At 72.1% G+C, this 24,981-nt stretch carries 28 protein-coding genes; 17 read left to right on the top strand and 11 right to left on the bottom strand.

Translation table 11 applies throughout. The annotated features are described in order from the left end of the window. Positions 1-322 precede the first annotated feature (322 nt). Positions 323-1,351, top strand: a complete 1,029-nt coding sequence (locus tag V7S47_RS19715; protein ID WP_336563156.1) for a LacI family DNA-binding transcriptional regulator — start codon at positions 323-325, stop codon at positions 1,349-1,351. On the opposite strand, the gene V7S47_RS19710 is transcribed toward V7S47_RS19715, so the two are convergent. Next, entirely contained in the window at positions 1,348-1,575 is a 228-nt protein-coding gene (locus V7S47_RS19710) for a hypothetical protein (RefSeq protein ID WP_336563155.1), read from the bottom strand. The genes V7S47_RS19715 and V7S47_RS19710 overlap by 4 nt on opposite strands. Positions 1,576-1,785: 210 nt before the next feature. Further along, positions 1,786-2,949 carry a saccharopine dehydrogenase family protein gene (locus V7S47_RS19705; RefSeq protein WP_336563154.1) on the bottom strand — a complete coding sequence of 388 codons (1,164 nt, stop codon included), beginning with the start codon at positions 2,947-2,949 and terminating at the stop codon, positions 1,786-1,788. Positions 2,950-3,005: 56 nt separating this feature from the next. Here V7S47_RS19705 and V7S47_RS19700 point away from each other — a divergent pair, with 56 nt between their 5' ends. Beyond that, positions 3,006-4,913, top strand: coding sequence for a beta-propeller domain-containing protein (locus V7S47_RS19700; protein WP_336563153.1), 1,908 nt, complete (start codon positions 3,006-3,008; stop codon positions 4,911-4,913). A gap of 154 nt (positions 4,914-5,067) precedes the next feature. Next, on the top strand, positions 5,068-5,337 hold the full coding sequence (locus V7S47_RS19695; protein WP_336563152.1) for a DUF2277 domain-containing protein: 270 nt from the start codon (positions 5,068-5,070) through the stop codon (positions 5,335-5,337). On the opposite strand, the gene V7S47_RS19690 is transcribed toward V7S47_RS19695, so the two are convergent. After that, a complete protein-coding gene (locus V7S47_RS19690; RefSeq protein WP_336563151.1) occupies positions 5,325-6,191 on the bottom strand; it encodes an NmrA family NAD(P)-binding protein in 867 nt (288 codons plus the stop codon). The two genes, V7S47_RS19695 and V7S47_RS19690, sit on opposite strands and share 13 nt — an antisense overlap. Before the next feature lie 80 nt (positions 6,192-6,271). Between V7S47_RS19690 and V7S47_RS19685 the strand changes: the two genes are divergently transcribed. Together V7S47_RS19685 and V7S47_RS19680 are read left to right on the top strand one after the other, a co-directional pair. Further along, positions 6,272-6,973 (top strand): TetR/AcrR family transcriptional regulator, encoded by a 702-nt coding sequence (locus V7S47_RS19685; protein ID WP_336563150.1) that lies wholly within the window; start codon positions 6,272-6,274, stop codon positions 6,971-6,973. A gap of 25 nt (positions 6,974-6,998) precedes the next feature. Next, positions 6,999-7,817: an NAD-dependent protein deacetylase gene (locus V7S47_RS19680; protein WP_336563149.1), complete on the top strand. Its 819-nt coding sequence runs from the start codon at positions 6,999-7,001 to the stop codon at positions 7,815-7,817. Between the two features lie 133 nt (positions 7,818-7,950). On the opposite strand, the gene V7S47_RS19675 is transcribed toward V7S47_RS19680, so the two are convergent. After that, positions 7,951-8,637 carry a metal-dependent transcriptional regulator gene (locus V7S47_RS19675; RefSeq protein WP_336563148.1) on the bottom strand — a complete coding sequence of 229 codons (687 nt, stop codon included), beginning with the start codon at positions 8,635-8,637 and terminating at the stop codon, positions 7,951-7,953. A gap of 60 nt (positions 8,638-8,697) precedes the next feature. Between V7S47_RS19675 and V7S47_RS19670 the strand changes: the two genes are divergently transcribed. The 3 genes from V7S47_RS19670 to V7S47_RS19660 are packed head-to-tail and all read left to right on the top strand — an operon-like array spanning position 8,698 to position 12,326. Beyond that, positions 8,698-10,041 (top strand): cryptochrome/photolyase family protein, encoded by a 1,344-nt coding sequence (locus V7S47_RS19670; protein WP_336563147.1) that lies wholly within the window; start codon positions 8,698-8,700, stop codon positions 10,039-10,041. Then, entirely contained in the window at positions 10,041-10,724 is a 684-nt protein-coding gene (locus V7S47_RS19665; RefSeq protein ID WP_336563146.1) for a hypothetical protein, read from the top strand. Before V7S47_RS19670 ends, V7S47_RS19665 begins: the two co-directional genes overlap by 1 nt. Positions 10,725-10,748: 24 nt before the next feature. Further along, positions 10,749-12,326, top strand: a complete 1,578-nt coding sequence (locus V7S47_RS19660) for a glycoside hydrolase family 13 protein (RefSeq protein WP_336563145.1) — start codon at positions 10,749-10,751, stop codon at positions 12,324-12,326. A 164-nt stretch (positions 12,327-12,490) separates the two neighbouring features. Here V7S47_RS19660 and V7S47_RS19655 read toward each other — a convergent pair whose 3' ends face one another. From V7S47_RS19655 to flgN, 7 genes are all read right to left on the bottom strand, one after another. Next, a complete protein-coding gene (locus tag V7S47_RS19655) occupies positions 12,491-12,952 on the bottom strand; it encodes a MarR family winged helix-turn-helix transcriptional regulator (protein WP_090857465.1) in 462 nt (153 codons plus the stop codon). Next, positions 12,949-14,541: an MDR family MFS transporter gene (locus tag V7S47_RS19650; protein WP_336563144.1), complete on the bottom strand. Its 1,593-nt coding sequence runs from the start codon at positions 14,539-14,541 to the stop codon at positions 12,949-12,951. The genes V7S47_RS19655 and V7S47_RS19650 overlap by 4 nt, the downstream gene beginning before the upstream one ends. A gap of 137 nt (positions 14,542-14,678) precedes the next feature. Then, a complete protein-coding gene (csrA, locus tag V7S47_RS19645) occupies positions 14,679-14,921 on the bottom strand; it encodes a carbon storage regulator CsrA (protein ID WP_090857458.1) in 243 nt (80 codons plus the stop codon). Positions 14,922-14,931: 10 nt separating this feature from the next. Then, entirely contained in the window at positions 14,932-15,333 is a 402-nt protein-coding gene (gene fliW, locus V7S47_RS19640; protein WP_211752966.1) for a flagellar assembly protein FliW, read from the bottom strand. A gap of 20 nt (positions 15,334-15,353) precedes the next feature. After that, positions 15,354-16,247 (bottom strand): flagellar hook-associated protein FlgL, encoded by an 894-nt coding sequence (gene flgL / locus V7S47_RS19635; RefSeq protein WP_090857451.1) that lies wholly within the window; start codon positions 16,245-16,247, stop codon positions 15,354-15,356. After that, positions 16,247-17,566 carry a flagellar hook-associated protein FlgK gene (gene flgK, locus V7S47_RS19630; RefSeq protein WP_336563143.1) on the bottom strand — a complete coding sequence of 440 codons (1,320 nt, stop codon included), beginning with the start codon at positions 17,564-17,566 and terminating at the stop codon, positions 16,247-16,249. The genes flgL and flgK overlap by 1 nt, the downstream gene beginning before the upstream one ends. Next, on the bottom strand, positions 17,566-18,042 hold the full coding sequence (gene flgN / locus V7S47_RS19625; RefSeq protein WP_090857445.1) for a flagellar export chaperone FlgN: 477 nt from the start codon (positions 18,040-18,042) through the stop codon (positions 17,566-17,568). Before flgN ends, flgK begins: the two co-directional genes overlap by 1 nt. A gap of 417 nt (positions 18,043-18,459) precedes the next feature. Here flgN and V7S47_RS19620 point away from each other — a divergent pair, with 417 nt between their 5' ends. The 9 genes from V7S47_RS19620 (at position 18,460) to V7S47_RS19580 (ending at position 24,888) form a co-directional block, all read left to right on the top strand. Next, the gene (locus tag V7S47_RS19620) at positions 18,460-19,380 is read left to right on the top strand and encodes a sigma-70 family RNA polymerase sigma factor (RefSeq protein WP_336563142.1); all 921 of its coding nucleotides are present in this window, start codon (positions 18,460-18,462) and stop codon (positions 19,378-19,380) included. A gap of 118 nt (positions 19,381-19,498) precedes the next feature. Further along, positions 19,499-20,692, top strand: coding sequence for a flagellin N-terminal helical domain-containing protein (locus V7S47_RS19615; protein WP_090857439.1), 1,194 nt, complete (start codon positions 19,499-19,501; stop codon positions 20,690-20,692). Positions 20,693-20,765: 73 nt separating this feature from the next. Continuing rightward, the gene (gene fliD, locus V7S47_RS19610) at positions 20,766-22,118 is read left to right on the top strand and encodes a flagellar filament capping protein FliD (RefSeq protein WP_336563141.1); all 1,353 of its coding nucleotides are present in this window, start codon (positions 20,766-20,768) and stop codon (positions 22,116-22,118) included. Between the two features lie 74 nt (positions 22,119-22,192). After that, the gene (fliS, locus tag V7S47_RS19605; RefSeq protein WP_090857589.1) at positions 22,193-22,579 is read left to right on the top strand and encodes a flagellar export chaperone FliS; all 387 of its coding nucleotides are present in this window, start codon (positions 22,193-22,195) and stop codon (positions 22,577-22,579) included. 1 nt (position 22,580) lies between these two features. Continuing rightward, positions 22,581-22,931 (top strand): hypothetical protein, encoded by a 351-nt coding sequence (locus tag V7S47_RS19600; RefSeq protein WP_090857432.1) that lies wholly within the window; start codon positions 22,581-22,583, stop codon positions 22,929-22,931. Positions 22,932-23,137: 206 nt separating this feature from the next. Then, the gene (locus V7S47_RS19595) at positions 23,138-23,521 is read left to right on the top strand and encodes a response regulator (RefSeq protein ID WP_090857429.1); all 384 of its coding nucleotides are present in this window, start codon (positions 23,138-23,140) and stop codon (positions 23,519-23,521) included. After that, on the top strand, positions 23,518-24,000 hold the full coding sequence (locus V7S47_RS19590) for a chemotaxis protein CheX (protein ID WP_090857425.1): 483 nt from the start codon (positions 23,518-23,520) through the stop codon (positions 23,998-24,000). The genes V7S47_RS19595 and V7S47_RS19590 overlap by 4 nt, the downstream gene beginning before the upstream one ends. A gap of 25 nt (positions 24,001-24,025) precedes the next feature. After that, positions 24,026-24,394, top strand: coding sequence for a response regulator (locus V7S47_RS19585; RefSeq protein ID WP_090857422.1), 369 nt, complete (start codon positions 24,026-24,028; stop codon positions 24,392-24,394). Further along, complete coding sequence (locus V7S47_RS19580; RefSeq protein WP_336563140.1) at positions 24,391-24,888, top strand: hypothetical protein; 498 nt, start codon at positions 24,391-24,393, stop codon at positions 24,886-24,888. Before V7S47_RS19585 ends, V7S47_RS19580 begins: the two co-directional genes overlap by 4 nt. The last annotated feature ends 93 nt before the right edge of the window (positions 24,889-24,981 follow it).

Here is a 24,981-nt window from a genome sequence, read left to right as displayed (position 1 = left end):
GCGCGGACAACACCGTCCTGCTCGGCGACCCGTTCCGCTTCAACAAGGACAACATCGCCGACTTCGACTTCTGATCGCCCAGGTCCGAGCGAAGCGAGGACCTGACGAGGCGATCAGGTTGAGGAGGGTTGCGCAGACCCGAGCTTGCTCGGGGCTGCGGAACCCGTCTCGAAACCTCGACCGAGGGTCGCGATCAGCACCGAAGCAGGACGCACCACCGCACCACCCCGCTAGACCCGCCCGGCCGGCCATGGCTCTCCCGTGGCCGGCCGGGCACCCCCACCCGCCGTACCCCCACGAGCACCCGAGGAAGGAGACCGAGATGTCGCTGACGCACGCCCCGCGGGCCGCGTCCGTGAAGGACGTGGCCGCTGCCGCCGGGGTCTCCGTCGGCACGGTCTCCAACGTCCTCAACCGGCCCGACCGGGTGGGGACCACGACTCGGGCCCGGGTGCAGGAGGCGATGACGGAGCTCGGCTTCGTCCGCAACGAGTCGGCCCGCCAGCTCCGTGCCGGCACCAGCCGGACCCTCGCCTACGTCATGCTCGACGCCTCGAACCCCTTCTTCACCGACGTCGCCCGCGGCCTGGAGGTGGCGGCCGACGAGGCCGACCTCTCCCTCGTCCTGTGCAACAGCAGCAACCTGGCCTCGCGCGAGGAGGCTCACCTCGCCCTGCTGCAGCAGCAGCGCGTCCAGGGGGTGCTGGTCACGCCGGTCGATCCCGACGCCGCGGTCCTGAAGGAGGTACGACGCCGGGGCACCCCGCTGGTGATCGTCGACCGGACCCGCTCGGACGCCAGCTTCTGCTCGGTGGCCGTCGACGACCTGCACGGCGGCCGGCTGGCCGTCGAGCACCTCGTCGACCGCGGCCACACCCAGGTCGCCTTCATCGGCGGACCACCGCACCTCGGCCAGGTCCGCGACCGCCTCGAGGGCGCCCGCCAGGCCTGGGCCGCGGCCGGTCTCTCCGCCGACGACCTCGTCGTGCTCGCCACCACGACCCTCGACGTCCAGGAGGGCCGCAACGCCGGCGAGCGCCTCGCCGGCCTCCCGACGGCCCGCCGACCCACGGCCGCGTTCTGCGCCAACGACCTGCTCGCCCTCGGCCTGCTCCAGCAGGCCATCGGCTCCGGCACCCAGGTTCCCGAGCAGCTGGCCATCGTCGGCTACGACGACATCGAGTTCGCCGCGGCGGCCGCCGTACCTCTCACGTCCGTGCGGCAGCCCCGCCAGGAGCTCGGCCGCACCGCCGCCGAGCTCGTCCTCGACGAGGCCACCGACGAGGCCCACCGGCACCGCCAGGTGCTCTTCACCCCCGAGCTCGTCGCCCGGGCTTCGACCCTCGGCTAGAAGACAGGTCCGACCGGGACCGCCTCGGGCGCCCAGCGGGCGACCACCTCGCGCACCCGGGCCGCACGGCCCTCGGTCTCGGCGACCACGCTCAGCTGCGTGCGCCGGTCGTCACCTCGACCGTCCGGGCCGTCGACGGCGAAACCGTCGCGGTCCAGCAGCCGCCGCACCAGCAGACCGTCGCGGTGCGACAGCTGGAAGCGCATCCGGTGGTCCTGCTCCATGCTCCACCTGCCGTCTCCCCCCAGCAGGTCACCTCCTGCCCGCGGACGGCTCGGACCAACCGGCGGTCTGGACCAGTCGTCGTGTCCTGCGGGAATCGCCGGACACCGATTCAGAGGGTCGTTTAACGTAGTCCACGAAGCCCGCTGGTGACCCGAGACGCCAGCGGGCTTCTTCCATTTCCCCGGGGGCCGCCGGTGCGGTCGTCGCCGTCAGTCGACGGTCTCGAAGCGCATCCCGGCCGCCCGCAGGCGGATGATCAGGTTCTCCCCCATCGCCTGCGCGGTGGTCACCGAACCGGACGTGGGCGGGTTGTCGTCGAAGGCCAGGCAGAGCGCCGACTCGGCCAGCATCTTCGCGGTCTCGCCGTAGCCGGGGTCGCCGCCGGAGACGCGCGTGTGGACGGTGCGGCCGTCACCCTCGCCGACCAGGTCGACGGTGAACCAGGCCTTCTCGCGCCGACGCTCGTCGGGCCCCTCCCCCTGCGGCACCCGGCTCAGCAGCAGGTTGCGCAGCGGCCGGACCTGGCTGGCCAGGGCCAGCACGCCCGCGCCGACCGCCCCGCCGGCGGCGTAGCGCAGCGTCTTGGTGCCGGCGTAGTGGGAGTAACGGAACTCCGGCCCGTACGACGCCAGGGCCGCCCCGCTCCGCGCCACCACGAACGGGTCGATGGTCGGCAGCGGGACCAGCCAGAAGCCCAGCACCGGGTCGCGGTGCGGCCTGCCGCCGACCGCGCGCGAGGACCGGCCCTCGGGGCGCGGCTCGACCCGCCGCCGGGCGACCGACGCCTCACGCATCTGCCGCGCCCGCGCGAACTGGTTCAGCGCGGAGTGGAAGGTGCCGCCGGAGAAGGTGCCGCCGGCGCGGACCACGCCGCGCACCGTCACCGGTCCGGCCGCGGCCAGCTCCTGCACGGTGTGGAGCGCACCCAGGTCGTGCGGGATCGAGTCGAAGCCGCAGGCGTGCACGATCCGGGCCCCGGTGCGCTGCGCGGTGGCGTGGTGGGCGACGTACATGCGGTCGACGAACTCGGGCTCGCCCGTCAGGTCGACGTAGTCGGTGCCGGCCTCCGCGCAGGCGGCGACCAGCGGCTCGCCGTACGTGAGGTAGGGGCCGACGGTCGTGATGACGACCTTGGTCCGGCGCGCGAGGTCGGCCAGCGAGGTCGGGTCGGTGACGTCGGCCCGGATCAGCTCGAGCTCGCCCGCGTCCGGGCCCAGCCGGTCGCGGACCGCGGCCAGCTTGTCGAGGTTGCGTCCGGCGAGCGCCCAGCGGAGCCCGGCGGGGGCGTGCGCGGCGAGGTACTCGGCGGTCAGCGCGCCGGTGAAGCCGGTGGCGCCGAAGAGCACCAGGTCGAGGTCGGGAGTATCAGCCATGGCCGCCATGCTGCCACCCGACGGAACCCCGCCCGACGGTCCGGCGTCCGAGCCCCATGCCCCGCTCGCGCCCGCTCCTCGTGCTCGTCACCACCGTCGCCCTCGCCGGCGCCTTCGTCGCCGGGACGGCGGTGGACGGTCCGGACCGTCCCGACCGACCGGACGCGCCCCGCCTCGGTGGCACCGACGCGAGCCCGGTCGCGGCGCCGTACGCCGCCCCCGGCGCGCCCGTCGGGTACGCCGACGACTGCGCCACCCTCCTCGAGGCGTACGTCGAGCGGGCCGTCGACCTGGTCGGCCCCTGGGGCTGGGGCGACACCTCCCTCTACCGCGGGGGCCCGGTCCTGCTCGACGACCTCGCTGCGGACGGTGCCGTGCGGAGGGCGAGCGGCCACGCCGGAGCCGCCAAGGCCCCGGCCTCGCAGCGGGCCACCAGCGAGGAGAGCGGGACCAACGTGCAGGAGTCCGGGGTCGACGAGCCCGACGTCGTGAAGACCGACGGCGAGCTGCTGGTCCGCCTCGACGACGGCGTCCTCACGACGTACGACGTCCGCGGCGGCAACGCACCCGCACGGCTCGGGCGCCTGGCGCTCGGCGGGGCGCGGGAGGGCGAGCTGCTGCTGGCCGGCGTCACCGCGACGGTCGTGGCCGCCCGGCCCGACGGGACGACCCGGATGCTCGGCGTCGACCTCGGCGACCCGGCCGCGCCGGTCGTCACGACGACCGCCGACTACGACGCCCGCCTGCTCGCCGCTCGGCTGCACGGGGACGCGGTCCGGGTCGTGGTCGCGGCGGGGCTGCCGGACCTGGCGTTCACCCACCCGACGCGGCGCCGTACCGACCGGGAGGCGCTGCGGGCCAACCGCGCGCTGGTGCGCGCGACCACGATCGAGGACTGGCTCCCCACGGTCACCGAGGGCGGCGCGACGACGCCGCTGGTCGACTGCTCGGCGGTCGCCCTCCCCGACGATGCCGCGGGGCTCGACACCCTCGCCGTGGTCGGCTTCGCGGCCGGCGACCCCGCGGAGCGCACCGTCCAGGGCCTGGCCGCAGCGGCCGACGTCGCCTACTTCTCGCCCGACCACCTCTACCTCGCGACCAGCCACGGGAGCGGCTGGGGGTGCTGCTTCCGCGAGTCGAAGGGCATCACCGCCGCGTACGACGAGGAGCTGGCCGGCACCACCACGGTCCACGACCTCGAGCTCGCCGGCACCGGGACGACGTACCTCGCGAGCGGCCGGGTCGACGGCGCGGTCGCGGACCGCTGGGCGATGGACGAGCAGGACGGCGTGCTGCGCCTGGCCGTCGGGCCGAGCCAGCTCACCGGCAACTTCAACTCGGTCCTCACCCTGGAGCAGGACGGTCCCGCCCTGGTCGAGGTCGGGCGGCTCGACGACCTCGGGGTCGACGAGCAGATCAAGTCGGTGCGCTGGTTCGACGCGCTGGCCGTCGTGGTGACCTTCCGGGAGGTCGACCCGCTCTACGCCGTCGACCTCTCCGACGAGACCGCCCCCACCCTGCTCGGCGAGCTGAAGATCCCCGGCTTCTCCGAGTACCTCCACCCGCTCGGCAGGAACCGGATGATCGGCCTCGGCCAGGGGCCGACCGGGACCGGCCGAGGCTGGGGAGCCCAGGCGGGCTTCTTCGACGTCACCGACCTCACTGCCGTCCGACAGCTCGACGTCCACTCCTACCGTGCCGGGTCACAGGCGCTCGCCGGGCAGGACCCGCGCCAGGTCACCTGGCTGCCCGAGGAGCGGACCCTGCTGACCGTGATCGCCGACTACGGCCGGCGCGGCCAGACCGGCTACGTCTCCATGCTGCATCTCCACGACCGGCAGATCAGCAACCGGATGATCGAGGTCGAGCACGGCGAGGACGTCGCCGAGGTCCGGACCGTGCCGCTCGGCGACGGCCGGGTGGTGCTGGTGACGGGCTCCGAGGTGTCGTACTTCGAGGTGTGAGGTCTCGATACGCCCCGCTCGTCCCTCGCGGGGCTACTCGACCAGCGAGGGGATGAATCGTCCTCGCGGGGCCAGTCGACCAGCGAGGGGATGGCCGCGCCGCCCCTCTTGCGAGCGCCAGCGAGCGTAACGAGACCCGTCGTACCCTCGAGGCATGTGCCGCAACATCCGCCCGCTCAACAACTTCGAGCCGCCGGCGACGAGCAGCGAGGTCACCGCCGCCGCACTGCAGTACGTCCGCAAGGTCAGCGGCACCACGAAGCCGTCGCAGGCCAACCAGGCCGCGTTCGACCGCGCCGTCGCCGAGATCGCCCACCTCACCGAGCACCTGCTCGAGGAGCTGGTCACGACGGCGCCGCCCAAGAACCGCGAGGTCGAGGCCGAGAGGGCCCGGGCGCGCGCGGCCCTGCGCTACGCGCGCTGACCCACCAGGCCCTGCAGGACCTCGCGCACCGACGTCGCGGGACGGCCGATGACCCGCTCCAGCGTGGGGTCGGTGACCGCGAACTCACCACGCCGGGCCGCCCGGAACATCCCGAGCGTGAACCTTGCGACGCCGGCGGGCGTCCCGGCCGCCACCGCGTCCCCGACCCACTGCTCGTCCGGCACGACGACGCGGGTGACCGTTCGTCCGGTGATCTCGGAGACCAGGCCGGCGACGGCCTCGAAGTCGAGTGACTCGGGGGCGGTCAGCGGCGCCGTGATCCCGTCGAGCGTCGCGTCCCCCGCGAGGGCGGCCACCGCGACCTCGGCGAGATCGTCGTGCGCCGTCCAGGAGAACGGCCCGTCCTCCGGGAGCGCCAGCACCCCGTTCGCCACCGCGTCGCCCACGTAGTGGCCGAGCGTGGCGGCGTAGAACCCGTTGCGCAAGGCGGTGTAGGGCACCCCGAGCTCGGCGAGCCGGGTCTCGGTCCCGGCGTGCGTCAGCTGCGGCAGGAACAGCGAGTCGTACGACGCCGCCTGGTGGCTGGTGTAGAGGATCCGGTCGGCGCCGGCGTCGCGCGCCGCGGTCACCGCGGCCCGACCCGCGTCCGCCGCGGCGGCGCCCCGGATGGCCGCCGACACGACGAGCACCCGGCTGGCGCCCTCGAAGGCGTGCGCGAGGGTGGCCGGCTCGGTGAAGTCGCCGGCCCGGACCCGGACGCCGCGCGCGGCGAGGGACGCGGCCGCACGGACGTCCTGGACGCTCACCCCGACCTGGTCGGCGGGGACGCGCTCGAGCAGGCGTCGGACGATCCGCGACCCCAGTTGACCGGTGGCACCGGTGACGACGTACATGACGTACTCCTATCATTGATTCGGATCTGATGTTATCGACGATAGCACCAGCGCTAGCCGCATGGCGTTATCGTTGATCCATGACCAGCGGACCCGACCTCCAGGACAGCCCCCGGGGACGCATCGTCGAGGCAGCCGCCCGACTGCTCCGCGAGCAGGGCGCGGGCGCGGTCACCACCCGCGGCGTGGCCCAGGAGGCCGGGGTCCAGGCGCCGACCATCTATCGGCTGTTCGGTGACAAGGACGGCCTGCTGGAGGCGGTCGCCGAGCACGCGATGGCCACCTACGTCGCGACGAAGACCGAGCAGTCCGCCGCCGAGGGCGACGACCCGGTCGCCGACCTGCGCGCGGCCTGGCGCCAGCACCTGGACTTCGGGCTCGCCAATCCCGACCTCTACACGCTGCTGCTGGCCCCGGGCCGCCGCCGGGACTCCCCCGCGACCGAGGCCGGGATCGCGGTGCTCCGCTCCCGGGTACGACGCGTGGCCGCCGCCGGTCAGCTCCGGGTCCCCGAGGACCGGGCGGTGCTGATGATCCACGCCGCCGGGAGCGGGGCGGTGCTGACGTTGATCGGCACGCCTCCCGACGAGCGCGACCCCGGCCTGGCGGACGGTCTGCTCGACGCCGTGCTCGACCGGGTGCTGACCTCCGGACCCGCCGCACCGGACACCTCGCCCACGGCCGTCGCGGTCACCTTCGGCACGGTGCTGGACGACCTGCCCGGCCTCAGCGCCGCCGAACGCGCGCTGATGGCGGAGTGGCTCGCGCGCGCGACCAGCTGACGCGGTGCGACGTACCCTCGACGACGTGCAGACGTCCGCCGGGTCGACCACCACCGATGCGCTGGCGCTGCTGCGCGACCGTCCGCTGGTCGTGCTGACCGGGGCCGGGCTGTCGACCGACTCCGGGATCCCCGACTACCGGGGTCCGGGCTCGCCCGCACGGATGCCGATGACGTACGGCGAGTTCGTCTCGGGCGAGGCCGCCCGGCAGCGCTACTGGGCCCGCAGCCACCTCGGCTGGAGCCGGATGCGGGCCGCCGGTCCGAACGCCGGCCACCTCGCGCTGGCCGCGCTCGACCCGACCCTGCTGATCACCCAGAACGTCGACGGGCTGCACGAGCGCGCCGGCAGTCGGCGGCTGGTCGCCCTGCACGGGCGGATCGCCGACGTTGTGTGCCTGGACTGCCGCACGACCTCGGGGCGGGCCGAGCTGCAGGGGCGCCTCGACGCGGCCAACCCGGGCTGGCTGGCCGAGCACGCGGCGGCCGAGGTGCGGCCCGACGGCGACGTCGACCTGGAGGAGACCGCGGGCTTCGTGGTGCCGGCCTGCGAGGTGTGCGGCGGGGTGCTGAAGCCGGACGTGGTGTTCTTCGGCGAGAACGTCCCCGCCCCGCGGGTCGAGCGCTGCTACGCGGCAGTCGACGCGCTGGTCGACGCGGGCGGCGCGCTGCTGGTGGCGGGATCCAGCCTGACGGTGATGAGCGGGTTCCGGTTCGTCCGCCGCGCGGCCAAGGCGGGGACGCCGGTGGTGATCGTCAACCGCGGCGCGACCCGCGGCGACGAGCTGGCGACGTACCGCATCGACGTGGGGTGCAGCGAGTTCCTCAGCGCGTTGGCGCCATGACCGCGGCGAGCTCGCGGAGCAGCTCGACGACGTCGTCGACCTCGAGCGGGCGGGCGGCGGGGGCGTTCTCGACCAGGTGCATGCCGTCTCAACGACGGCCCGTCCCGGAGGTCATCCGAGGCCCTGGAGAGGTCTAGACCCGCTTCACGAAGATGTGGTCGGCGGCCTCGGGCACGATCTCGGCGGTCTCGCCGCCGGAGCCCACCAGCACGCCGGCCGCCGTGGAGACCACGGTGACGGTCTTGTCGGGCAGCGCGCCGACCCGGCGCATGGCGCTCATCAGCACCTCGTCCTTCTGCATCTCCTCGGAGATCCGGCGGACCAGGACCCGTCCCTCCATCGACCCGGCCGCCTTCGACAGCGGCTCGACGTCGGCCATGAACTCCTCGCCGATCTCGCTCTGGCCCAGCTCGGCCAGCCCCGGGATCGGGTTGCCGTACGGCGACTCGGTCGGGTGGTCGAGCAGCTCCAGCAGACGCCGCTCGACGGTCTCGGACATCACGTGCTCCCAGCGGCAGGCCTCCTCGTGGACCAGCTCCCACTCGAGGCCGATGACGTCGGTGAGCAGCCGCTCGGCCAGGCGGTGCTTGCGCATCACGCGCATCGCGAGCCGGTGGCCCTCGTCGGTCAGCTCGAGGTGGCGGTCGCCCTCGATGGTGAGCAGGCCGTCGCGCTCCATCCGGGCCACGGTCTGCGACACCGTCGGTCCGCTCTGGTGCAGCCGCTCGGCGATCCGGGCCCGCAGCGGGACGATGCCCTCCTCGACGAGCTCATAGATCGTCCGCAGGTACATCTCGGTGGTGTCGATCAGGTCGCTCACGCTGGTCATTGTGTCCCATGACAGGTGAGCGCTCCCAGTCCGATGGGAACCTGGACGGCGATGCCTTCCGTGATGTGGTTCCGCCGTGACCTGAGACTCGCCGACAACCCCGCCCTGCTCGACGCGGCCGAGGGCGGCGAGGTGCTCCCCCTGTTCGTGCTCGACCCCGCGCTCTGGGGTCCGGCCGGGCCCAGCCGGCGCGCCTACCTCGGCGCCTCGCTCCGCTCCCTCGACGCCTCGCTGCGGCAGCGGCGGGCCGGACTGTCGGTGGTCCGGGGCGACCCGGTGCGCCGCGTCGTCCTCGCCGCGAAGGCGGTCGGCGCGAGCCGCGTGCACGTCGCGGCCGACTACGGCCCCTACGGGCGCGAGCGCGACGCGCAGGTCGAGGAGGCGCTGGCCGGGGCCGGGATCGAGCTGGTCCGCACCGGCTCGCCGTACGCCGTGGCGCCGGCGCGGGTCACCAACGGCAGCGGCGAGCCGTACAAGGTCTTCACGCCGTTCTCGCGGGCCTGGGCCGAGCACGGCTGGCGCGACCCGGTCGACGCCCCGACCGGGGTCTCGTGGCTCGCGCTCGACCAGGACACGACCGAGATCCCCGACCCGGCGCTGCCGTCGGGGCTCACCCTGCCCGAGGCCGGCGAGGCGGCGGCGCGGCGCGCCTGGTCCGACTTCCTCGACGGCCCGGTCGAGACGTACGCCGAGGACCGCGACCGCCCCGGGGTCGAGGGGACGTCGCGGATGTCGCACCACCTGAAGTACGGCGAGATCCACCCGCGCACGATCCTGAAGGACCTCGCCGGCCTGCGCAGCCGGGGCGCGCAGGTCTACCGCACCGAGATCGCCTGGCGGGAGTTCTACGCCGACGTGCTCTTCCGGCGGCCCGACTCGGCCCGTGACTACTACAAGCCCGAGTTCGCCCGGATGACCTACGACGAACCCGCCGACCAGTTGGTCGACTGGCAGGAGGGCCGCACCGGCTTCCCCATCGTCGACGCAGGCATGCGCCAGCTGCGCGAGACGGGCTGGATGCACAACCGGCTGCGGATGATCGTCGCCAGCTTCCTGGTCAAGGACCTGCACGTCGAGTGGCAGCACGGCGCCCGGCACTTCCTGCACTGGCTGGTCGACGGCGACCTGGCCTCCAACAACCACGGCTGGCAGTGGACCGCCGGAAGCGGCACCGACGCCTCGCCGTTCTTCCGGGTCTTCAACCCGACCTCCCAGGGCCGCAAGTTCGACCCCGACGGCGCCTACGTCCGCCGGTTCGTACCCGAGCTCGCCGACGTCGCCGACCCGCACGATCCGTCCGCCGACGACCGCGACCGGGTCGGCTACCCGCACCCGATCGTCGACCACGGCGACGAGCGCAAGGAGGCGCTGGAGCGCTGGGAGCGGATCCGGTGATGGGCGACCTGGTGATCCCGGCCCGCTTCCGCGGACCCGCCCGCTCCGGCAACGGGGGCTGGTCGGCGGGCGCGCTGGCGTCGTACGTCGACGCGCCGGTCGTGACGGTCCGCCTCCGGCGGCCGCCGCCGCTGGACAGCCCGTTGACGGTCGGTGAGCAGGACGGGTGGACCGTCGCCACCGCCGGGGCCGACCTCGTCCTCCAGGCCCGACCCGGGGGCGCGCTCACCCCTGTCGCGCCCGTGGAGCCGAGCACCGCCCGGGCCGCGGAGGCGTCGTTCCCGGGGCTGAGCAGCCACCCGTTCCCGGGCTGCTTCTCCTGCGGCACCGAGCGCGGGGTGGGTGACGGGCTCCGGATCTTCCCCGGGCCGGTCGGCCCCGATCGCGTGGCCGCGACCTGGACCCCGGACCACGACGTGGACCTGCCGGTCACCTGGGCCGCCCTCGACTGCGCGGGCGCGTGGGCGGCGGGCATGGCCGAGCGCGCCATGGTGCTCGGCGAGTTCACCGCCCGGGTCGACCGGCTTCCCGTGGCGGGCGAGGAGCACGTGGTGCTCGGGGAGCACCGGGCCACCGACGGCCGCAAGGTGTTCACCGCGACCTCGGCGTACTCCTCGGATGGGGAGCTCGTCGGGACGACGGAGGCGACCTGGTTCCTGGTCGACCCCGACGCCTTCAACTGAGGGTCGCCTGGTTACCTGGGGACCATGACTTCCCCCGAGTGGTGGCGCCACGCCGTCACCTACCAGGTCTACGTCCGCAGCTTCGCCGACCACACCGGAGACGGCATCGGCGACCTCGAGGGCATCGCCGACCGGCTCCCCCACCTGCGCGACCTTGGCGTCGACGCCCTGTGGATCACGCCGTTCTACACCTCGCCCCAGAAGGACCACGGGTACGACGTCGCCGACTACACCGACGTCGACCCGCTGTTCGGCAGCCTGGCGGACGCCGACGCGCTGACGACCCGGGCGCACGAGCTCGGCCTGAAGGTGATCGTCGACCTGGTCCCGAACCACACCTCCTCGGCCCACACCTGGTTCCAGCAGGCGCTCGAGGCCGGGGCGGGGAGCCCCGAGCGGGCGCGCTACCTCTTCCGGGACGGCCGCGGCACCGAGGGCGTCGAGCCGCCGAACAACTGGCAGTCGGTCTTCGGCGGGCCGGCCTGGACCCGGGTCGCCGACGGCCAGTGGTACCTCCACCTCTTCGACTCCTCCCAGCCCGACCTGGACTGGCGCAACCCCGAGGTCGGGGACATGTTCGAGGACGTCCTGCGCTTCTGGCTCGACCGCGGGGTCGACGGCTTCCGCATCGACGTCGCGCACGGCCTCGTGAAGGAGGAGTCCCTGCGCGACCAGGTCGTCCCCGAGGGCGAGGCGCTCGGCAGCGGCGCCCCCACCGGTGAGTCGATGGTCGAGCGCACGCTGCGCGACGAGCCGATGTGGGACCAGCCCGAGGTGCACGACGTCTACCGGCGCTGGCGCCGCGTCCTCGAGGAGTACGACGGGGACCGGATGCTCGTCGCCGAGGCCTGGACCCAGACGCCCGAGTCGATGGCCCGGTTCGTGCGGCCCGACGAGATGCACCAGGCCTTCAACTTCTCCTGGCTGCTCGCGCCCTGGTCGGCGACGTCGTTCGCCGACGTGATCACCGGGACGCTCGAGGCCGTCGCCCCGGTCGGCGCCTCGCCGACCTGGGTGCTGTCCAACCACGACGTCGTCCGTCACCCCACCCGCTACGGCGGCGGCGCCGTCGGGCTGGCCCGGGCCCGCGCCGCGACGCTGACCATGCTGGCGCTGCCCGGGTCGTCGTACCTCTACCAGGGCGAGGAGCTCGGCCTGGAGCAGGTCGACGTGGCGGAGGAGAACCGGTCGGACCCGAGCTGGTTCCGCACCGGCGAGGTCGGCCGCGACGGCTGCCGGGTGCCGATCCCGTGGTCGGGCGACGCGTCGCCGTACGGGTTCGGGCCGAGCGGGCAGCCGTGGATCCCGCAGCCCGACGACTGGGGTCCGCTGACCGTGGCCGCCCAGACCGGCGACCCGGGCTCGACGCTCGAGTTCTACCGTGCGGCGCTGGCGGCCCGCCGTACCTTCGCGACGACGGCGGGCGACGACGTCGAGCTGCTCGACGCCGGCGACGACCTGCTCGTCGTACGACGGGGGCCGGTGACGGCCGTCCTCAACTGCGGGGCCGAGACCGTGCCGCTGCCGGAGGGCGAGGTGCTGGTCGCCAGCGGCCCGCTCGAGGGCGGGCTGCCGCCCGACACCGCGGTCTGGCTGCAGTAGCGCAAGTGTCCCGAATCGGAAGTTCGCAGGCAGCCTCCGCGCCCTGAGCACGCACCTCGCTGCGTTGTCGTCACTCGGAGTGACCCGTCACGCCGTCGCTCCTCCGCCTGGCGAGGCACACACTCAGAGCACGGTTGCTGCGAGCGAACTTCCGACTCAGGACACTAGGCGTTGAGGGTCGCGTTGTAGCGCCCCAGCACCAGGGCGAACTGCTCCAGCTCGTCCTCGGACCAGTCGCCCAGCTTCTCGTCGAGCCAGCGGCGCCGGTCGGCCGAGACCGCCTCGAGCCGGCGGACGGCGTCCTCGCTGGCCGAGACCAGCGAGGCCCGGCCGTCGGCCGGGTCGGGCGTCCGGTCGACCAGCCCGAGCTCCTCGAGGTGGCCGACCTGACGGCTGATCGCGCCCTTGTCGATGTCGAACGCCTCGGCCATCGCCGAGGAGCGCATCGGCCCCTGGGAGGCGAGGTAGCCGAGCATCAGGTACGACGCGGGCTGCAGCTGGGGGTGCACGGCCTGGGAGCGCTCGCCGATCACCCGGCGCACCCGGCGGATGAGGACGCCGACCTCCTCCTCGAGGGTGCGCAGGTGCTCGGCTCGCCGGGTGTCCTGCTCGGTGGAGACGGTCATCGGGTCTGCAGCTCCTCCGTCGCCTCGGGGGCGACCTCGTCGGCCAGGGCGACCGAGGTCCGCAGCGGGACCTCCTTGATGAACATGATGCACACCAGGGCCACGAGGGCGCAGGGCATCGCGATCAGGAACAGCTCGCCGATCGAGGCGCCGAAGGCGTGCTCGAAGACGCCACGGACCGGAGCGGGCAGCGTGCTCAGGTCGGGGATGTCGTGGCTCGAGTGCCCGTCCGAGGCGATGCCGAGGCCGGTGAGGCCGCTGGTCACCTTGTCGGCGACCTGCACGCTGAGCAGCGCGCCGAGCGCGGAGACGCCGATCGAGCCGCCCATCGAGCGGAAGAACGCCACCACCGAGCTGGCCGCGCCGAGGTCGCTGGCCGCCACGTTGTTCTGCACCGACAGCACCAGGTTCTGCATGGTGGCGCCGAGGCCGATGCCGAGCACGGCCATGAACAGGCCGACCAGGGCGAGGTGGGTCGTCTCGTCGACGGTGCCCAGCAGGCCGAGGCCCACGACGACCAGGACCATGCCGCCGACCAGCCAGCGCTTCCACAGACCGGTGGCGCTGATGATCCGACCGCTCACGATGCTGGAGACCAGCAGGCCGCCGACCATCGCGATGGTCATCAGGCCGGCCTTGGTGGGCGACATGCCGCGGGCGAGCTGGAAGTACTGGCTGAGGTAGACCGTCGAGCCGAACATCGCGACGCCGATGAACACCGACGCGAGGGTGGCCAGGCTGATGGTGCGGTCGGCGAACAGCCGCATCGGGATGATCGGCTCGGTCGCGACGCGGAGCTCGACGTACACGGCGGCGGCGAGGATGGCCAGACCGAGGACGACCAGCAGGATGCTGGTGCCGGAGGTCCAGGCGTACTCGTTGCCGGCGAGCGAGACCCAGACGAGCAGCAGCGAGACGCCGCTGATGATCAGGCTCGCGCCGAGGTAGTCGATGCTGACCGGGCGCTTCACGACCGGCAGGTGCAGCGTCTTCTGCAGCAGGACGAAGGCGCCCAGGGCGAAGGGCAGGCCGACGAAGAAGCAGCCGCGCCAGCCCAGCGGGCTGTCCACGATCAGACCGCCGATGAGCGGGCCGCTGACGGTCGCCACCGCGAAGACGGCGCCGATGTAGCCGGAGTAGCGGCCGCGCTCGCGCGGGCTCACCATCGAGGCGATGACCACCTGGACCAGCGCGGTCAGGCCGCCGACGCCGAGCCCCTGGATGACCCGGGCGCCGATCAGCACCGACATGCTCGGCGCGAGCGCGGCGACCAGCGAGCCGGCGGAGTAGATCACCAGCGCCGACTGGACCAGCAGCTTCTTGCTGAACAGGTCGGCGAGCTTGCCCCAGATGGGCGTGGTCGCGGTCATCGAGAGCAGGGTCGCCACGACCACCCAGGTGTAGCCGGTCTGGCTGCCGTCCAGGTCGGTCACGATCTTCGGCAGCGCGTTGGTGACGACGGTGCTGGAGAGCATCGCGACGAACATCGCGAGCAGCAGGCCGCTGAGGGCCTCCATGATCTCGCGGTGGCTCATCTGCCCCGGCACGGAGACGTGCGGGGCGATGACGGGGTCGACCGGGTGGGTCACGGAGGAAGCTCGATTCATGCTGAGTAAAAGGTTGACGATCTCAACTTTATTCCTCAGCGGTTGCCCCCGTCAACAAATGGGTCGTCCCCGGCCCCGGCAGATGCCGACGACCGGGGACGACCGGAGGTACGACGGGCTCAGTCCTCGCTGGAGCGGTCCTTCAGAGCCTGCGTGAGCGAGGCCACCGTCTCCTCGCTGGGCGAGGCCGCGGTGCGGTTGCTCTCCTCGAGCTCCTGCAGGAGCTCGGCCCGGTTGACGGCGACGGACCGGGGCGCGTCGATGCCGATGCGGACGACGTCGCCACGGACCTCCAGCACCGTGATCGTGACGTCGTCGCCGATCACGACGCTCTCGCCGACACGGCGACTGAGGACCAACATGGGGTCAACGCTACGCGACGAGCGGCGCGCTCACCGAAAGACTGGGGTCATCGAGGATCACCTGGGCCGCACGGCGGGTCCGCCGGTTGACCACGACGGGGGCCAGCAGGTTGGCCGTCGTCTCAGCGAGCGATGTCCCGGCCCGCAGCACCAGGAGGACCAGGGCGTCGTCCGCGGAGTCGATCCCGAGGTCCGACACGACCGAGTCGTCGACCTCCGGCGCGTAGTCCGGGAAGAACGGTCCCGGTGGGACCACCAGGAAGCGCAGGTCGGGCTCCTCCAGCGAGCGCAGGGCGCAGAGGACGCCGTCCTCGTCCAGCGACACCAACGCGAACCGGCTGCGGTCCGGGAACCCCGGCATGGGGTGCACCAGCTCGATGACCGGGAGGTCGGCGCTGTCGGTCGTGCTCATCACGGGCTCCATCATCAGGGTCATCGCAGGAAGTCCACCAGGCTCGGCTGCATGACGCGCGACGTCGCAGCCAGGGCCGCCTGGTAGGCGACCTCCTGGAGCTGCAGGTCGACGATCGTCGAGGGCAGGTCGGCGTTCTCGATCTCGGAGAGCTGCGAGGTCAGGGTCAGCAGCGCGTCGGCACCGGCGTCGACGGCCCCCTCGACCCGCAGGTAGCGCGTGCCGACGTCGGCCTGCACGTTGCTGATCGTCTCCAGCCGGCCGGACAGCTGCGTGATCGCGGTGTCCACCCCGGCCTCGTCCCCGGACCGCAGCGCGGTCGAGAGCGCGGCCAGGTGGTCGAAGAGCGAGTTGCCGTTCGGGCCGACCACGTCGGTCCCGGTCACGTCGACCCGGATCTCGACCCCGGTGGCGATGGTCCGGCTCACGGTGCCCGCGTCGCCGGAGTAGGCCCCGGTGTCCGGGTCGAACGCCTGGCCGTCGGAGGTCACCCCGCCGAACAGCGGGCGCCCGAGGTACGACGCGTTGCCGCGCGCGATCAGCCCGTCGCGGATCTGGTCGATCTCGGTCGCCAGCGCCTCGCGGGACGTCGCCGACATGCTGCCGGTGTTGGCGCCCTGGAGGGCCAGGTCCCGCGCCCGCCGTACGTCGGTGGTCATGCTCGAGAGCGTCGTGTCGATGCTGCCGAGCCAGGCCAGCCCGTCCTGCGCGTTGCGGGCGTACTGCTTCTGGTCGGCCATCTGCTCGCGCAGCCGCATCGCGATGGTGCTGTCGGTCGGCGAGTCGGAGGGCCGGTTGAGCACCCGACCGGTGGTCAGGTGCTCCTGGGTCGCGGCGAGCCGCGCCAGGCCGGTCTGCACACCCAGCAGCGAACGCTGGCTGAGCATGCTCTGGGTCACGCGTACGGAAGTCATCAGCGCAGCAGTCCTGTCCGGTTGATGAGGGTGTCGAGCACCGAGTCGACGACGGTCATGACTCGCGAGGCGGCCTCGTAGGCACGCTGGGACGCGAGCATCCCGACCATCTCCTCGTCGAGGCTGACGCCCGAGACCTGGTCACGGGCGCCGTCGACCTGGCTGGTGAGCAGCCGCTGGGTCCCGGCGAGACCCTTGGCCGAGTTGACCTGCGAGCCGAAGTTGTTGACCAGGCTCTGGTAGGCCGTGCCGCCGTCGTCGGCCGCGGCGAGCTGGGTGGCGATCGAGCCGTCCAGGTTGCCGGTGCCGGTCGACGAGACCGCCAGCTTCCGCGGGTCGGTGATCGCCACCGCCAGCGAGCCGGCCGGGTCGGCGGCGTCGTACGAGAAGAACGGCTGGCCGGCGGTGCCGTCGAGGTCGAAGCCGGTGCCGTGCAGGGTGTTGACCTGGTCGGCCAGCTTGGTGACGACGTCGTCGAGACCGGACTTGTACGCCGGCAGCGTCGTGGTCAGCAGCTCCTGGACCGCCCCGAGCTGGCCGCCGAGCCCGGTGGGCAGGTCGGCCGGGTCGAGCGGGTTGCTCGCGTCGAGGGTGACCAGGTCGTGCCCGCCCACGCTGACGTCGGCGACGCCGTTCTGGTGGATGGTCACGGTGCCGCCGGACAGCTCGGCGAGCTTCATGGCGAGCTGGTCGCGCTGGTCCAGCAGCGCGGTGGTGTCGACGCCGTTGAGGGTCGCGGAGACCACGTTCTTGTTGGTCGCGGCCAGCTGCTCGGAGACGTTGTTGATCTCCGTGACCGTGCTCTCGAGGCGGGTCTGCTGGTCGGCCATCTCGCCGTTCACGTTCGCGACCTGCGCCGAGATCGCGCCGATCAGCGTCTGGGCCTTGGCGACCACCTGGGTGCGCGCGGCCTCGCTGCTCGGGTTGTTCTTCACGTCCGACCAGCTGGTCCGGAAGGCGGACATCGCGGCGGCGACGCCGGTGTCGCTGGGCTCGCCGATGCCGGCCTCGACCCGGGCCAGCGAGGTGGCGCGCATGTCGAGGTAGGACTGCGAGGCGTGCTCGCGCCGGGCGCGGGCGTCGAGGATGACGTCGGTCATCCGCTCGATGTTGCTGGCCTTCACGCCCGAGCCGGTCTGGCTCTGCCGCGACCACAGGGCCGGGGTGGACGAGGGGCCGAGCGTCTCGCCGTTGACCCGACGACGGGTGTAGCCGTCGGTGGTCGCGTTCGCGACGTTCGACGCCGCGACGTCCATGGCGCTGCGCTGGTACTGCAGCGCCGTCAGGGCGGTGTTGAGCGAGGAGAGCGATCCGGACATCACAGGCTCCGATCCAGGAGCCGCTGCCCGGGGTTGCCGACGACGGCGGATCCGTCGTGGCTGTAGCTGTCCACCGGCCCGCCCAGGGAGAGCAGGGCCTCCCGCGCGGAGCGGTAGCCGCTGGTGATCAGGTGACGGTTGGCGTCCGCGAGGGCGGAGACCTGCTCGGTCACGGCGACGAAGGCGTCGCGGTGGTCGACCAGGATCGAGCGCCACGGCTCGTCGACGGAGTCGGCGAGCGCGCGCAGCGACGGGTTCGTCGACAGCCCGACGGAGGCCGCGGCCTCGTCGGCGGCGACGGCGCGCAGCAGCTCGGTCTCGCGCAGCTGCTGGAGGATGCTCTCGACGTCCTTCGCCGATCGCATCAGCCAACGGGAACGTCCTCCGGCGAGGACGAGCTGCTCCACCTCGAGTCGGTAGAGCAGCGTCTCGAGGAGCTCGCGCTCGCGCCAGAGGATGAGGGACAGCTTCTCCACGAAAAGCCTCCTAGCCCAGTGGTCTGGATGGGTGTGATGTGCACTCGACACATCGCCCGCCCCCACCCCGACCTGAGCGGTTCGTGAGGCGACCTTCACACGGGCCCCGGCCGTCGTACGCCGACCGCTGCGGAGGCGTCTCGACCGGGTGGACCGGGGGCTCCGTGAGGGGTGCCGCACGCTGGTCCAGCAACGAACCTTCGTGCAGCAGGACGGCGACCTAAACACTTCGCCGCACTTCTTGATTCGTTCTTGATTCAACGACACCGATCGGTCTAGTCCGAGCGGGTGAATGCGCCGGCACGCCTAGGTGAAACGTGAAAAGAGTGCCCATCCTGGTGGGGCAAGGCCTGGCGATCTCGCCCGGGCCGGGACGGTCCAGGGGGGAGCGTTCCGCGAAGAGAAGACCGAGGGACGATGAACTACGAAGACGACGTGCCCGAGCACGACGCCCATGAGGACACCATCTCCACCGAGGGCTCGACCGTGGGCTCGACCGAGGAACAGCCCCGGACCCAGCAGGAGCGTGACGACCTGGTCGTCCAGCACATGGGCCTGGTGGGCCACATCGTGCGGGAGACGATGAGCCGGGTGCCGTCCCACGTCAACCGCGACGATCTGCACTCCGCCGGCCTCACCGCGCTGGTCAAGGCCGGCCGCTCCTTCCAGGGCGACCGCGGCGTCCCGTTCGTGCGGTACGCCGCCAGCCGGATCCGCGGCGCGATCCTCGACGAGCTGCGCAGCATCGACTGGGCCTCCCGCTCGGTGCGCCGCCGCGGCCGCGAGCTCGACCAGGCCCGCACCCGGCTGGCCACCAGCCTCGGCCGCAGCCCCGACAACGCGGAGGTCGCCGCCGAGCTCGGCATCAGCGTCGCCGAGGTCGCCGGCAACGACGAGGACGTGGCCCGCGCCAACGTGCTCTCGCTGCAGGGGTCGACCACGGAGAACTCCTTCGCGGAGATCCTCCCCAGCGCCGACCCGAGTCCCGAGGACCTGATCGAGCACCGCGAGCGCCTCGAGTACCTCGTCGCCGCGATCGCCGAGCTGCCCGAGCGGCTGCAGGCGGTCGTCCAGGGCTACTTCCTCGAGGAGCGCCCGATGGCCGACATCGCCGACGAGCTCGGGGTGTCGGAGTCGCGCATCTCGCAGATGCGCGCCGAGGCCCTGGTGCTGCTGCGCGACGCGATGAACTCGGCGCTCGACCCGGAGCTCGTCGCCGAGCACCCGCGTCCCGACGGCTGCGCCGCGCAGCGTCGCGACGCCTACTTCCGTGCCGTCGCCGCCCGCCACGCGTCCGGCCGTCGCAGCCTGTCCGTCAGCTTCGAAGCTGCAGGCTGAAAAAACCACCCAAGAAACTTCACCCATTGCCTCAGGTGGTCCCACCCGGGACCGATGAGCAGGGTGTCGGAGCCCACGGACGGGCTCCAAGAACTCACACCCCAGGAAGGGAATCACCATGAGTCTCCGCATCAACCAGAACATCGACGCCCAGAACGCGTACCGGAACCTCTCCACCACGCAGGGTCAGATGTCGAAGTCGCTCGAGAAGCTCTCCAGCGGCTTCCGGATCAACCGCGCTGCCGACGACGCCGCCGGCCTCGCGATCTCCGAGGGCCTGCGCTCGCAGGTCTCCGGCATCAAGGTCGCCGTCCGCAACGCCCAGGACGGCGTCTCCGTCGTGCAGACCGCTGAGGGTGCGCTGACCGAGACCCACTCCATCCTGCAGCGGATGCGCGACCTGTCCGTCCAGGCCTCCAACGACGGTGGTCTGAACGACGACGCCAAGAAGAACATCCAGGACGAGGTGGACCAGCTCAAGACCGAGCTGACCCGCATCGCCGACACCACCGAGTTCAACGGCACCAAGCTGCTGGACGGCTCCTACAAGGGCACGTTCCAGGTCGGCGCGAACAACACCGCGCAGGACAAGATCTCCGTGGACCTGATCCGCACCGGTGGCCTCTCCACCGCCGGCCTGGGTCTGTCGGGCCTGGACGTCACCGCCGTCGCCGCCAACGCGACGACGGGCACCAACACCACCGACGCCGAGTCGGGCACCGCCGGTGTCCTCACCGTCGGTGCGGCCACGGACTACTCGGACGACACCACCGCCGTCGCCGAGTACAAGAAGCTCAACGGCACGATCACCATCGGCAACAAGAGCCTCGACCTGTCCTCGGTCAAGTACGACACCGCCACCGACGCCGCCACCGCCCAGGCCGCCCTCCAGGCGAAGCTGGACGAGGCGTTCGGCGCGGGCGCCGCCACCGCCGACGCCTCCGGCGGCGCGGGCATCGAGATCACCACCGCCTCCGTGACCGGCACCGCTGCCGAGGTCGCGAAGGCCGAGGCCAGCTTCAAGCAGGCCTCGGGTGCGTCGGCGGGCATCGACCTGCTCGACGCGGCGATCAAGGACGTCTCGTCGGTCCGTTCGCAGCTCGGTGCTGTTCAGAACCGGTTCGAGCACACCATCAACAACCTGAACGTCACCGGTGAGAACCTCTCGGCCTCCGAGAGCCGCATCCGCGACACCGACATGGCCCAGGAGATGCTGAGCTACACCCGGTCGAACATCCTCTCGCAGGCCGGTACGGCCATGCTCGCGCAGGCCAAGTCGGCCCCGCAGAGCGTGCTGCAGCTGCTGCAGTGATCCAGATGACGGGGGCGAAGGAGCAGCTGCTCCCTCGCCCCCGTCACCGACCCCGACCATCTGAGGAGGAGCCGTGGCCAGCAGCACCAGCAGCATCGGCGGCCTCGCGAGCGGCCTGAACACCGCGGACATCATCGACCAGCTCATGAAGCTGGAGGCGGTGCCGCAGTCCAAGCTCAAGACCCGCGTCACGACCGAGCAGTCGGTCATCACCGCCCTGCAGACCCTCAACACGAAGGTCTCGGTGCTGGGGAGCAAGGCCGAGGCGCTCGCCAAGTCGACCGCCTGGGCCCCCGTCACCGCCACGTCGTCGAACGCGGCCGTCACGGTCAAGGCCGACACGGGCGCTGCCCAGTCGACCCTGAACGTCACCGTCATCGACACCGCGAAGACCCACCAGCTCGGGTACGCGACGCCGGCCAAGCTGACCGATGACGTCACCGGCGGCTCGACCTCGATCAAGCTGGACCGCTTCGACGGCTCCCCCGTCACGCTGACCACCGACGGCACCCTCAAGGGCGTCGTCGACGCCATCAACAGCACCACGAACGACACCGGCCTGCGCGCCAGCGCGATCCGGGTCGGCAAGGACGCCAACGGCGACGCGCAGTACCAGCTGTTCGTGGAGTCCAAGGAGACCGGGGTCGCCCAGGACTTCGAGCTGACGGCCGCCGACGGCTCCGCGCTCCTCGGCGGCTACACCGCGCGGGCCGGCACCGACGCCAAGGTCACCCTCGGCACCGGCATCACGCTGACCTCCGCGACGAACACCTTCGAGGACGTCGTCGACGGCGTCGACATCACCCTCGGCGCGGCCGCCACCAACGCCACCACGGCGACGGTCACGGTCGCCCGCGACTCGAACTCGCTGTCGAGCCAGGTCAGCGCGCTCGTCGACGCGCTCAACGCCGCGCTCGACGAGATCGGCACGCAGACGGCGTACAACGCCGAGACCAACACCGCCGGCAAGCTGCTCGGCGACGCCGGCATCCGCAGCCTGCGCAACTCGCTGCTGAACTCGGTCTACCCGACCGACGGCACGTCGCTGGCCTCGCTCGGCATCCAGACCACCCGCGAGGGCAAGCTCACCTTCGACGCGACGAAGTTCAAGGAGGCCTACGCCGCCAACCCGACCGCGGTCGCCGAGAAGTTCACGACCGAGGGCGGCGGCTTCGCCGCGCGGCTCGAGAAGGCGGCGAAGGCCGCGAGCAGCAGCACCAACGGCACCGTGACGCAGGCGATCACCGGCCGCAAGCAGGAGGTCAAGCGTCTCGAGGGCAGCATCGAGGCCTGGGACCTGCGCCTGGAGCTGCGCCGGACCACCCTTGAGCGGCAGTACACCGCCCTCGAGACCGCCATGTCGACGATGTCGAACCAGTCGAACTGGCTCACCACGCAGCTGGCTGCGCTCACCAAGTCCGACTGAGCACCGCCGGACCTGAACGACCGCGGCCCCCGCCGTACCCAGGAATCTCGGAAGCCAAGGAAGGCACCCTCATGATGAGCAACCCCCGCGCCGCCTACATGGGCGCCTCGGTCTCGACGGCCAGCCCCGCCCGGCTGCTGACGATGCTGTGCGAGCGCCTGGTCCTCGACGTGACCCGCGGCCGCAACGCGCAGGCCGACGGCGACCACGCCGAGGCCCACCGGCAGCTCGTCCACGCCCAGGAGATCGTCCTGGAGCTGCGGATGAGCCTGCAGGTCGACGCCTGGGACGGCGGGCCGCAGCTGGCCTCCATCTACGACTTCCTGCACTCCGAGCTCATCCGGGCCAACATCTCGAAGGACCTCGCACGGACCGAGGGCTGCCTCCGGCTCGTGACGGACCTGTGCGACACCTGGCGCGAGGCGGCTCTCCAGGCCGCGTCCGTCCCGTCGGTGGCCTGAGATGACCGTCTTCGTCGACCGCGGCGGCCTCGAGCTGGTCTCCAGCGACCCGCACCACGACGCCTGGCAGGTCGACCTCGACCGCATCGAGTTGGACGTCATCCGGGCCGAGCGCGCCCTGGAGAACGGCTCCGAGCTGCGCACCGACGCCTGGGACCTGCCCGGCAACCACGGCACCATCCCCGCCGAGCTGCGCGAGCGGGCCGAAGGCATCCTCGCCCGGCAGCACAGCGTGATGGAGCGGATCGCCGAGCAGCTCGGCATCACGCTGCGCCACCAGGGCCTCCTGGACCGGGTCGGGCTCAGCTCCAGCCTGTCCAACGTGCCCGTCTACCTCGACGTGTCGGCCTAGCGCCTCGCGCTGGCCGCCTCGGCCGGACCCGGGTCCGGCATCCCCCCACCACCGCGACCCCCTGCCCGTCCGGCAGGGGGTCGAGGTGATTTGGACCCATCCCCCTTGACAGACCCGGCGAAAACGCCCCTGGACACCTCAGGATCGGCCCTCCGGGACCGATGAGTTCTCCAGACCACCCGACCCTGGGACAGGAGCCCCTATCCATGCACGCGCTGATCATCGACGACTCGCGCACGATGCGTTCCATCCTGCGCCGCATCGTGACCGAGCTCGGCTTCGAGACCACCGAGGCCGGCAACGGCCAGGAGGCCCTTGACGCCCTCGAGGCCGGGCTCGTCCCGTCCATCTGCCTCATCGACTGGAACATGCCGCTGATGGACGGCTACACCTTCGTCACCCGGGTCCGCGCCGACCCGCGCTGGCGCGACGTCACCTTGATGATGGTGACCACGGAGAGCGAGCACGGCCAGATCGTCAAGGCCCTCGCCGCCGGCGCGCACGAGTACGTCATCAAGCCCTTCACCGCCGACGCGATCGTCGACAAGCTCGAGCTGCTCGGCCTGACCGTCAGCGAGGTCCCGGTATGACCATCACCCACGAGCCCGCCCTGGCCGACCTGGAGTCGATCGTCAACGACTGCTGGTCGACCTTCCTGAGCAACGTCGAGCCGCTCGAGCCGGTCGCGCCGAGCGACCGCTCGGCGTACGCCTGGAGCGCGGCGATCACCGTCTCCGGCGGCTGGCAGGCGCTGGTCCTCATGCAGTTCAGCGACACCGCCGCGAAGGCCGTCGCCCAGCAGATGCTGGGCATGGGCGCCGACGAGGAGCCCGTGCTCGAGGACCTCAACGACGCCCTCGGCGAGCTCGTGAACGTCATCGGCGGCAACGTCAAGAGCCTGATGCCCGGCCCGAGCCAGCTGTCGCTGCCGCTCGTCGCCCAGGGCACCGTCTCCACCTCCCTGCCCGGACGCACCGAGCTCGTCGAGGCCACCAGCCTCGACGTCCGCTGGCTCGACGAGCCCGTCCGGCTGTCCATCTCGGTCGCGTCGTCCGACGCCTCCGTCTGATCGCTGTCCCCCCGAAGGAGAGATCGTGAAGATCGTCGTCGTCGACGACAGCCGTGTGATGCGGCAGATCGTCATCCGCACCATGCGCCAGGCCGGCTACGGCGGCCACGACATCGTCGAGGCCGAGAACGGCAAGGAGGGCCTCGACGTCGTCCAGGCCCAGAACCCCGACCTGGTCCTCTCGGACTGGAACATGCCCGAGATGACCGGCATCGACATGCTGTGCGCGCTGCGCGCGGCCGGCAACCAGGTCAAGTTCGGCTTCGTGACCTCGGAGGGCTCCGAGGAGATGCGGACCCGGGCCACCCAGTCGGGCGCCGCCTTCCTCATCGCCAAGCCGTTCACGCCGGAGGCGTTCGAGGAGGCCCTGACCTCGGTCGGCGTCCCGGCATGAGCGCCGCGACCATGCCGGCGATGACCTACCTGCCGGCCAACAAGGAGATCCGGGACCTGCTCGGCGACCTGCTCGACAAGGAGGTCGAGGTCCGACCCGGACCGCCGTTCGCGATCACCGACCGCAACCCCGCGAGCGTCGCCGTGTACGTCGACGACTCGATCGTCGTGCGCGCGGTCATCTGCTTCGACCTGGCCCTGTCGGCGTACGCCGGTGCCGCCCTGGCCCTGGTGCCACCGGCCGCGGCCGAGCTGGCGGTCGAGGAGCGCCAGCTCTCCGACCAGCTGACCGAGCCCCTGCATGAGGTGCTCAACATCGCGGCCGCGCTCTTCAACGTCGAGGGCGCGCCGCACATGAAGCTGTACGGGATGCACGCCGTCGGCGCGACGCCGCCCGACGTCCGCGCCCGCAGCCAGGTGCTCGGCCGGCGCATCGACCTCTGGGTCGACGTGGCCGGCTACGGCACCGGACGCCTGGCGGTCGTCCTCACCTGAGGCGAACCACCCTCCGCTCCCCCGCCCCCCGGCTCCCTGGCCGGGGGGCGCGGGTGCTTGAGAGGCAGGTCACGCCTCTCCTCTAGACAACTT

Source organism: Nocardioides sp. CCNWLW216 (genome assembly GCF_037120545.1).
Lineage (GTDB): Bacteria > Actinomycetota > Actinomycetes > Propionibacteriales > Nocardioidaceae > Nocardioides > Nocardioides lianchengensis.
This window is presented reverse-complemented; position numbering and strand designations above follow the sequence as displayed.

Bases quoted from the DNA above. Each gene is read 5' to 3' on its own strand.
- V7S47_RS19685 (WP_336563150.1), top strand. From the start codon at position 6,272: ATGACCAGCGGACCCGACCTCCAGGACAGCCCCCGGGGACGCATCGTC.
- V7S47_RS19665 (WP_336563146.1), top strand. From the start codon at position 10,041: ATGGGCGACCTGGTGATCCCGGCCCGCTTCCGCGGACCCGCCCGCTCC.
- V7S47_RS19600 (WP_090857432.1), top strand. From the start codon at position 22,581: ATGACCGTCTTCGTCGACCGCGGCGGCCTCGAGCTGGTCTCCAGCGAC.
- V7S47_RS19590 (WP_090857425.1), top strand. From the start codon at position 23,518: ATGACCATCACCCACGAGCCCGCCCTGGCCGACCTGGAGTCGATCGTC.
- V7S47_RS19655 (WP_090857465.1), bottom strand. From the start codon at position 12,952: ATGACCGTCTCCACCGAGCAGGACACCCGGCGAGCCGAGCACCTGCGC.
- V7S47_RS19620 (WP_336563142.1), top strand. From the start codon at position 18,460: ATGAACTACGAAGACGACGTGCCCGAGCACGACGCCCATGAGGACACC.
- V7S47_RS19700 (WP_336563153.1), top strand. From the start codon at position 3,006: ATGCCCCGCTCGCGCCCGCTCCTCGTGCTCGTCACCACCGTCGCCCTC.
- V7S47_RS19670 (WP_336563147.1), top strand. From the start codon at position 8,698: ATGCCTTCCGTGATGTGGTTCCGCCGTGACCTGAGACTCGCCGACAAC.
- V7S47_RS19580 (WP_336563140.1), top strand. From the start codon at position 24,391: ATGAGCGCCGCGACCATGCCGGCGATGACCTACCTGCCGGCCAACAAG.
- csrA (WP_090857458.1), bottom strand. From the start codon at position 14,921: ATGTTGGTCCTCAGTCGCCGTGTCGGCGAGAGCGTCGTGATCGGCGAC.
- V7S47_RS19710 (WP_336563155.1), bottom strand. From the start codon at position 1,575: ATGGAGCAGGACCACCGGATGCGCTTCCAGCTGTCGCACCGCGACGGT.
- V7S47_RS19715 (WP_336563156.1), top strand. From the start codon at position 323: ATGTCGCTGACGCACGCCCCGCGGGCCGCGTCCGTGAAGGACGTGGCC.
- V7S47_RS19705 (WP_336563154.1), bottom strand. From the start codon at position 2,949: ATGGCTGATACTCCCGACCTCGACCTGGTGCTCTTCGGCGCCACCGGC.
- fliS (WP_090857589.1), top strand. From the start codon at position 22,193: ATGAGCAACCCCCGCGCCGCCTACATGGGCGCCTCGGTCTCGACGGCC.
- V7S47_RS19690 (WP_336563151.1), bottom strand. From the start codon at position 6,191: ATGTACGTCGTCACCGGTGCCACCGGTCAACTGGGGTCGCGGATCGTC.
- V7S47_RS19660 (WP_336563145.1), top strand. From the start codon at position 10,749: ATGACTTCCCCCGAGTGGTGGCGCCACGCCGTCACCTACCAGGTCTAC.
- flgK (WP_336563143.1), bottom strand. From the start codon at position 17,566: ATGTCCGGATCGCTCTCCTCGCTCAACACCGCCCTGACGGCGCTGCAG.
- flgL (WP_090857451.1), bottom strand. From the start codon at position 16,247: ATGACTTCCGTACGCGTGACCCAGAGCATGCTCAGCCAGCGTTCGCTG.
- fliW (WP_211752966.1), bottom strand. From the start codon at position 15,333: ATGAGCACGACCGACAGCGCCGACCTCCCGGTCATCGAGCTGGTGCAC.
- V7S47_RS19595 (WP_090857429.1), top strand. From the start codon at position 23,138: ATGCACGCGCTGATCATCGACGACTCGCGCACGATGCGTTCCATCCTG.
- V7S47_RS19695 (WP_336563152.1), top strand. From the start codon at position 5,068: ATGTGCCGCAACATCCGCCCGCTCAACAACTTCGAGCCGCCGGCGACG.
- V7S47_RS19615 (WP_090857439.1), top strand. From the start codon at position 19,499: ATGAGTCTCCGCATCAACCAGAACATCGACGCCCAGAACGCGTACCGG.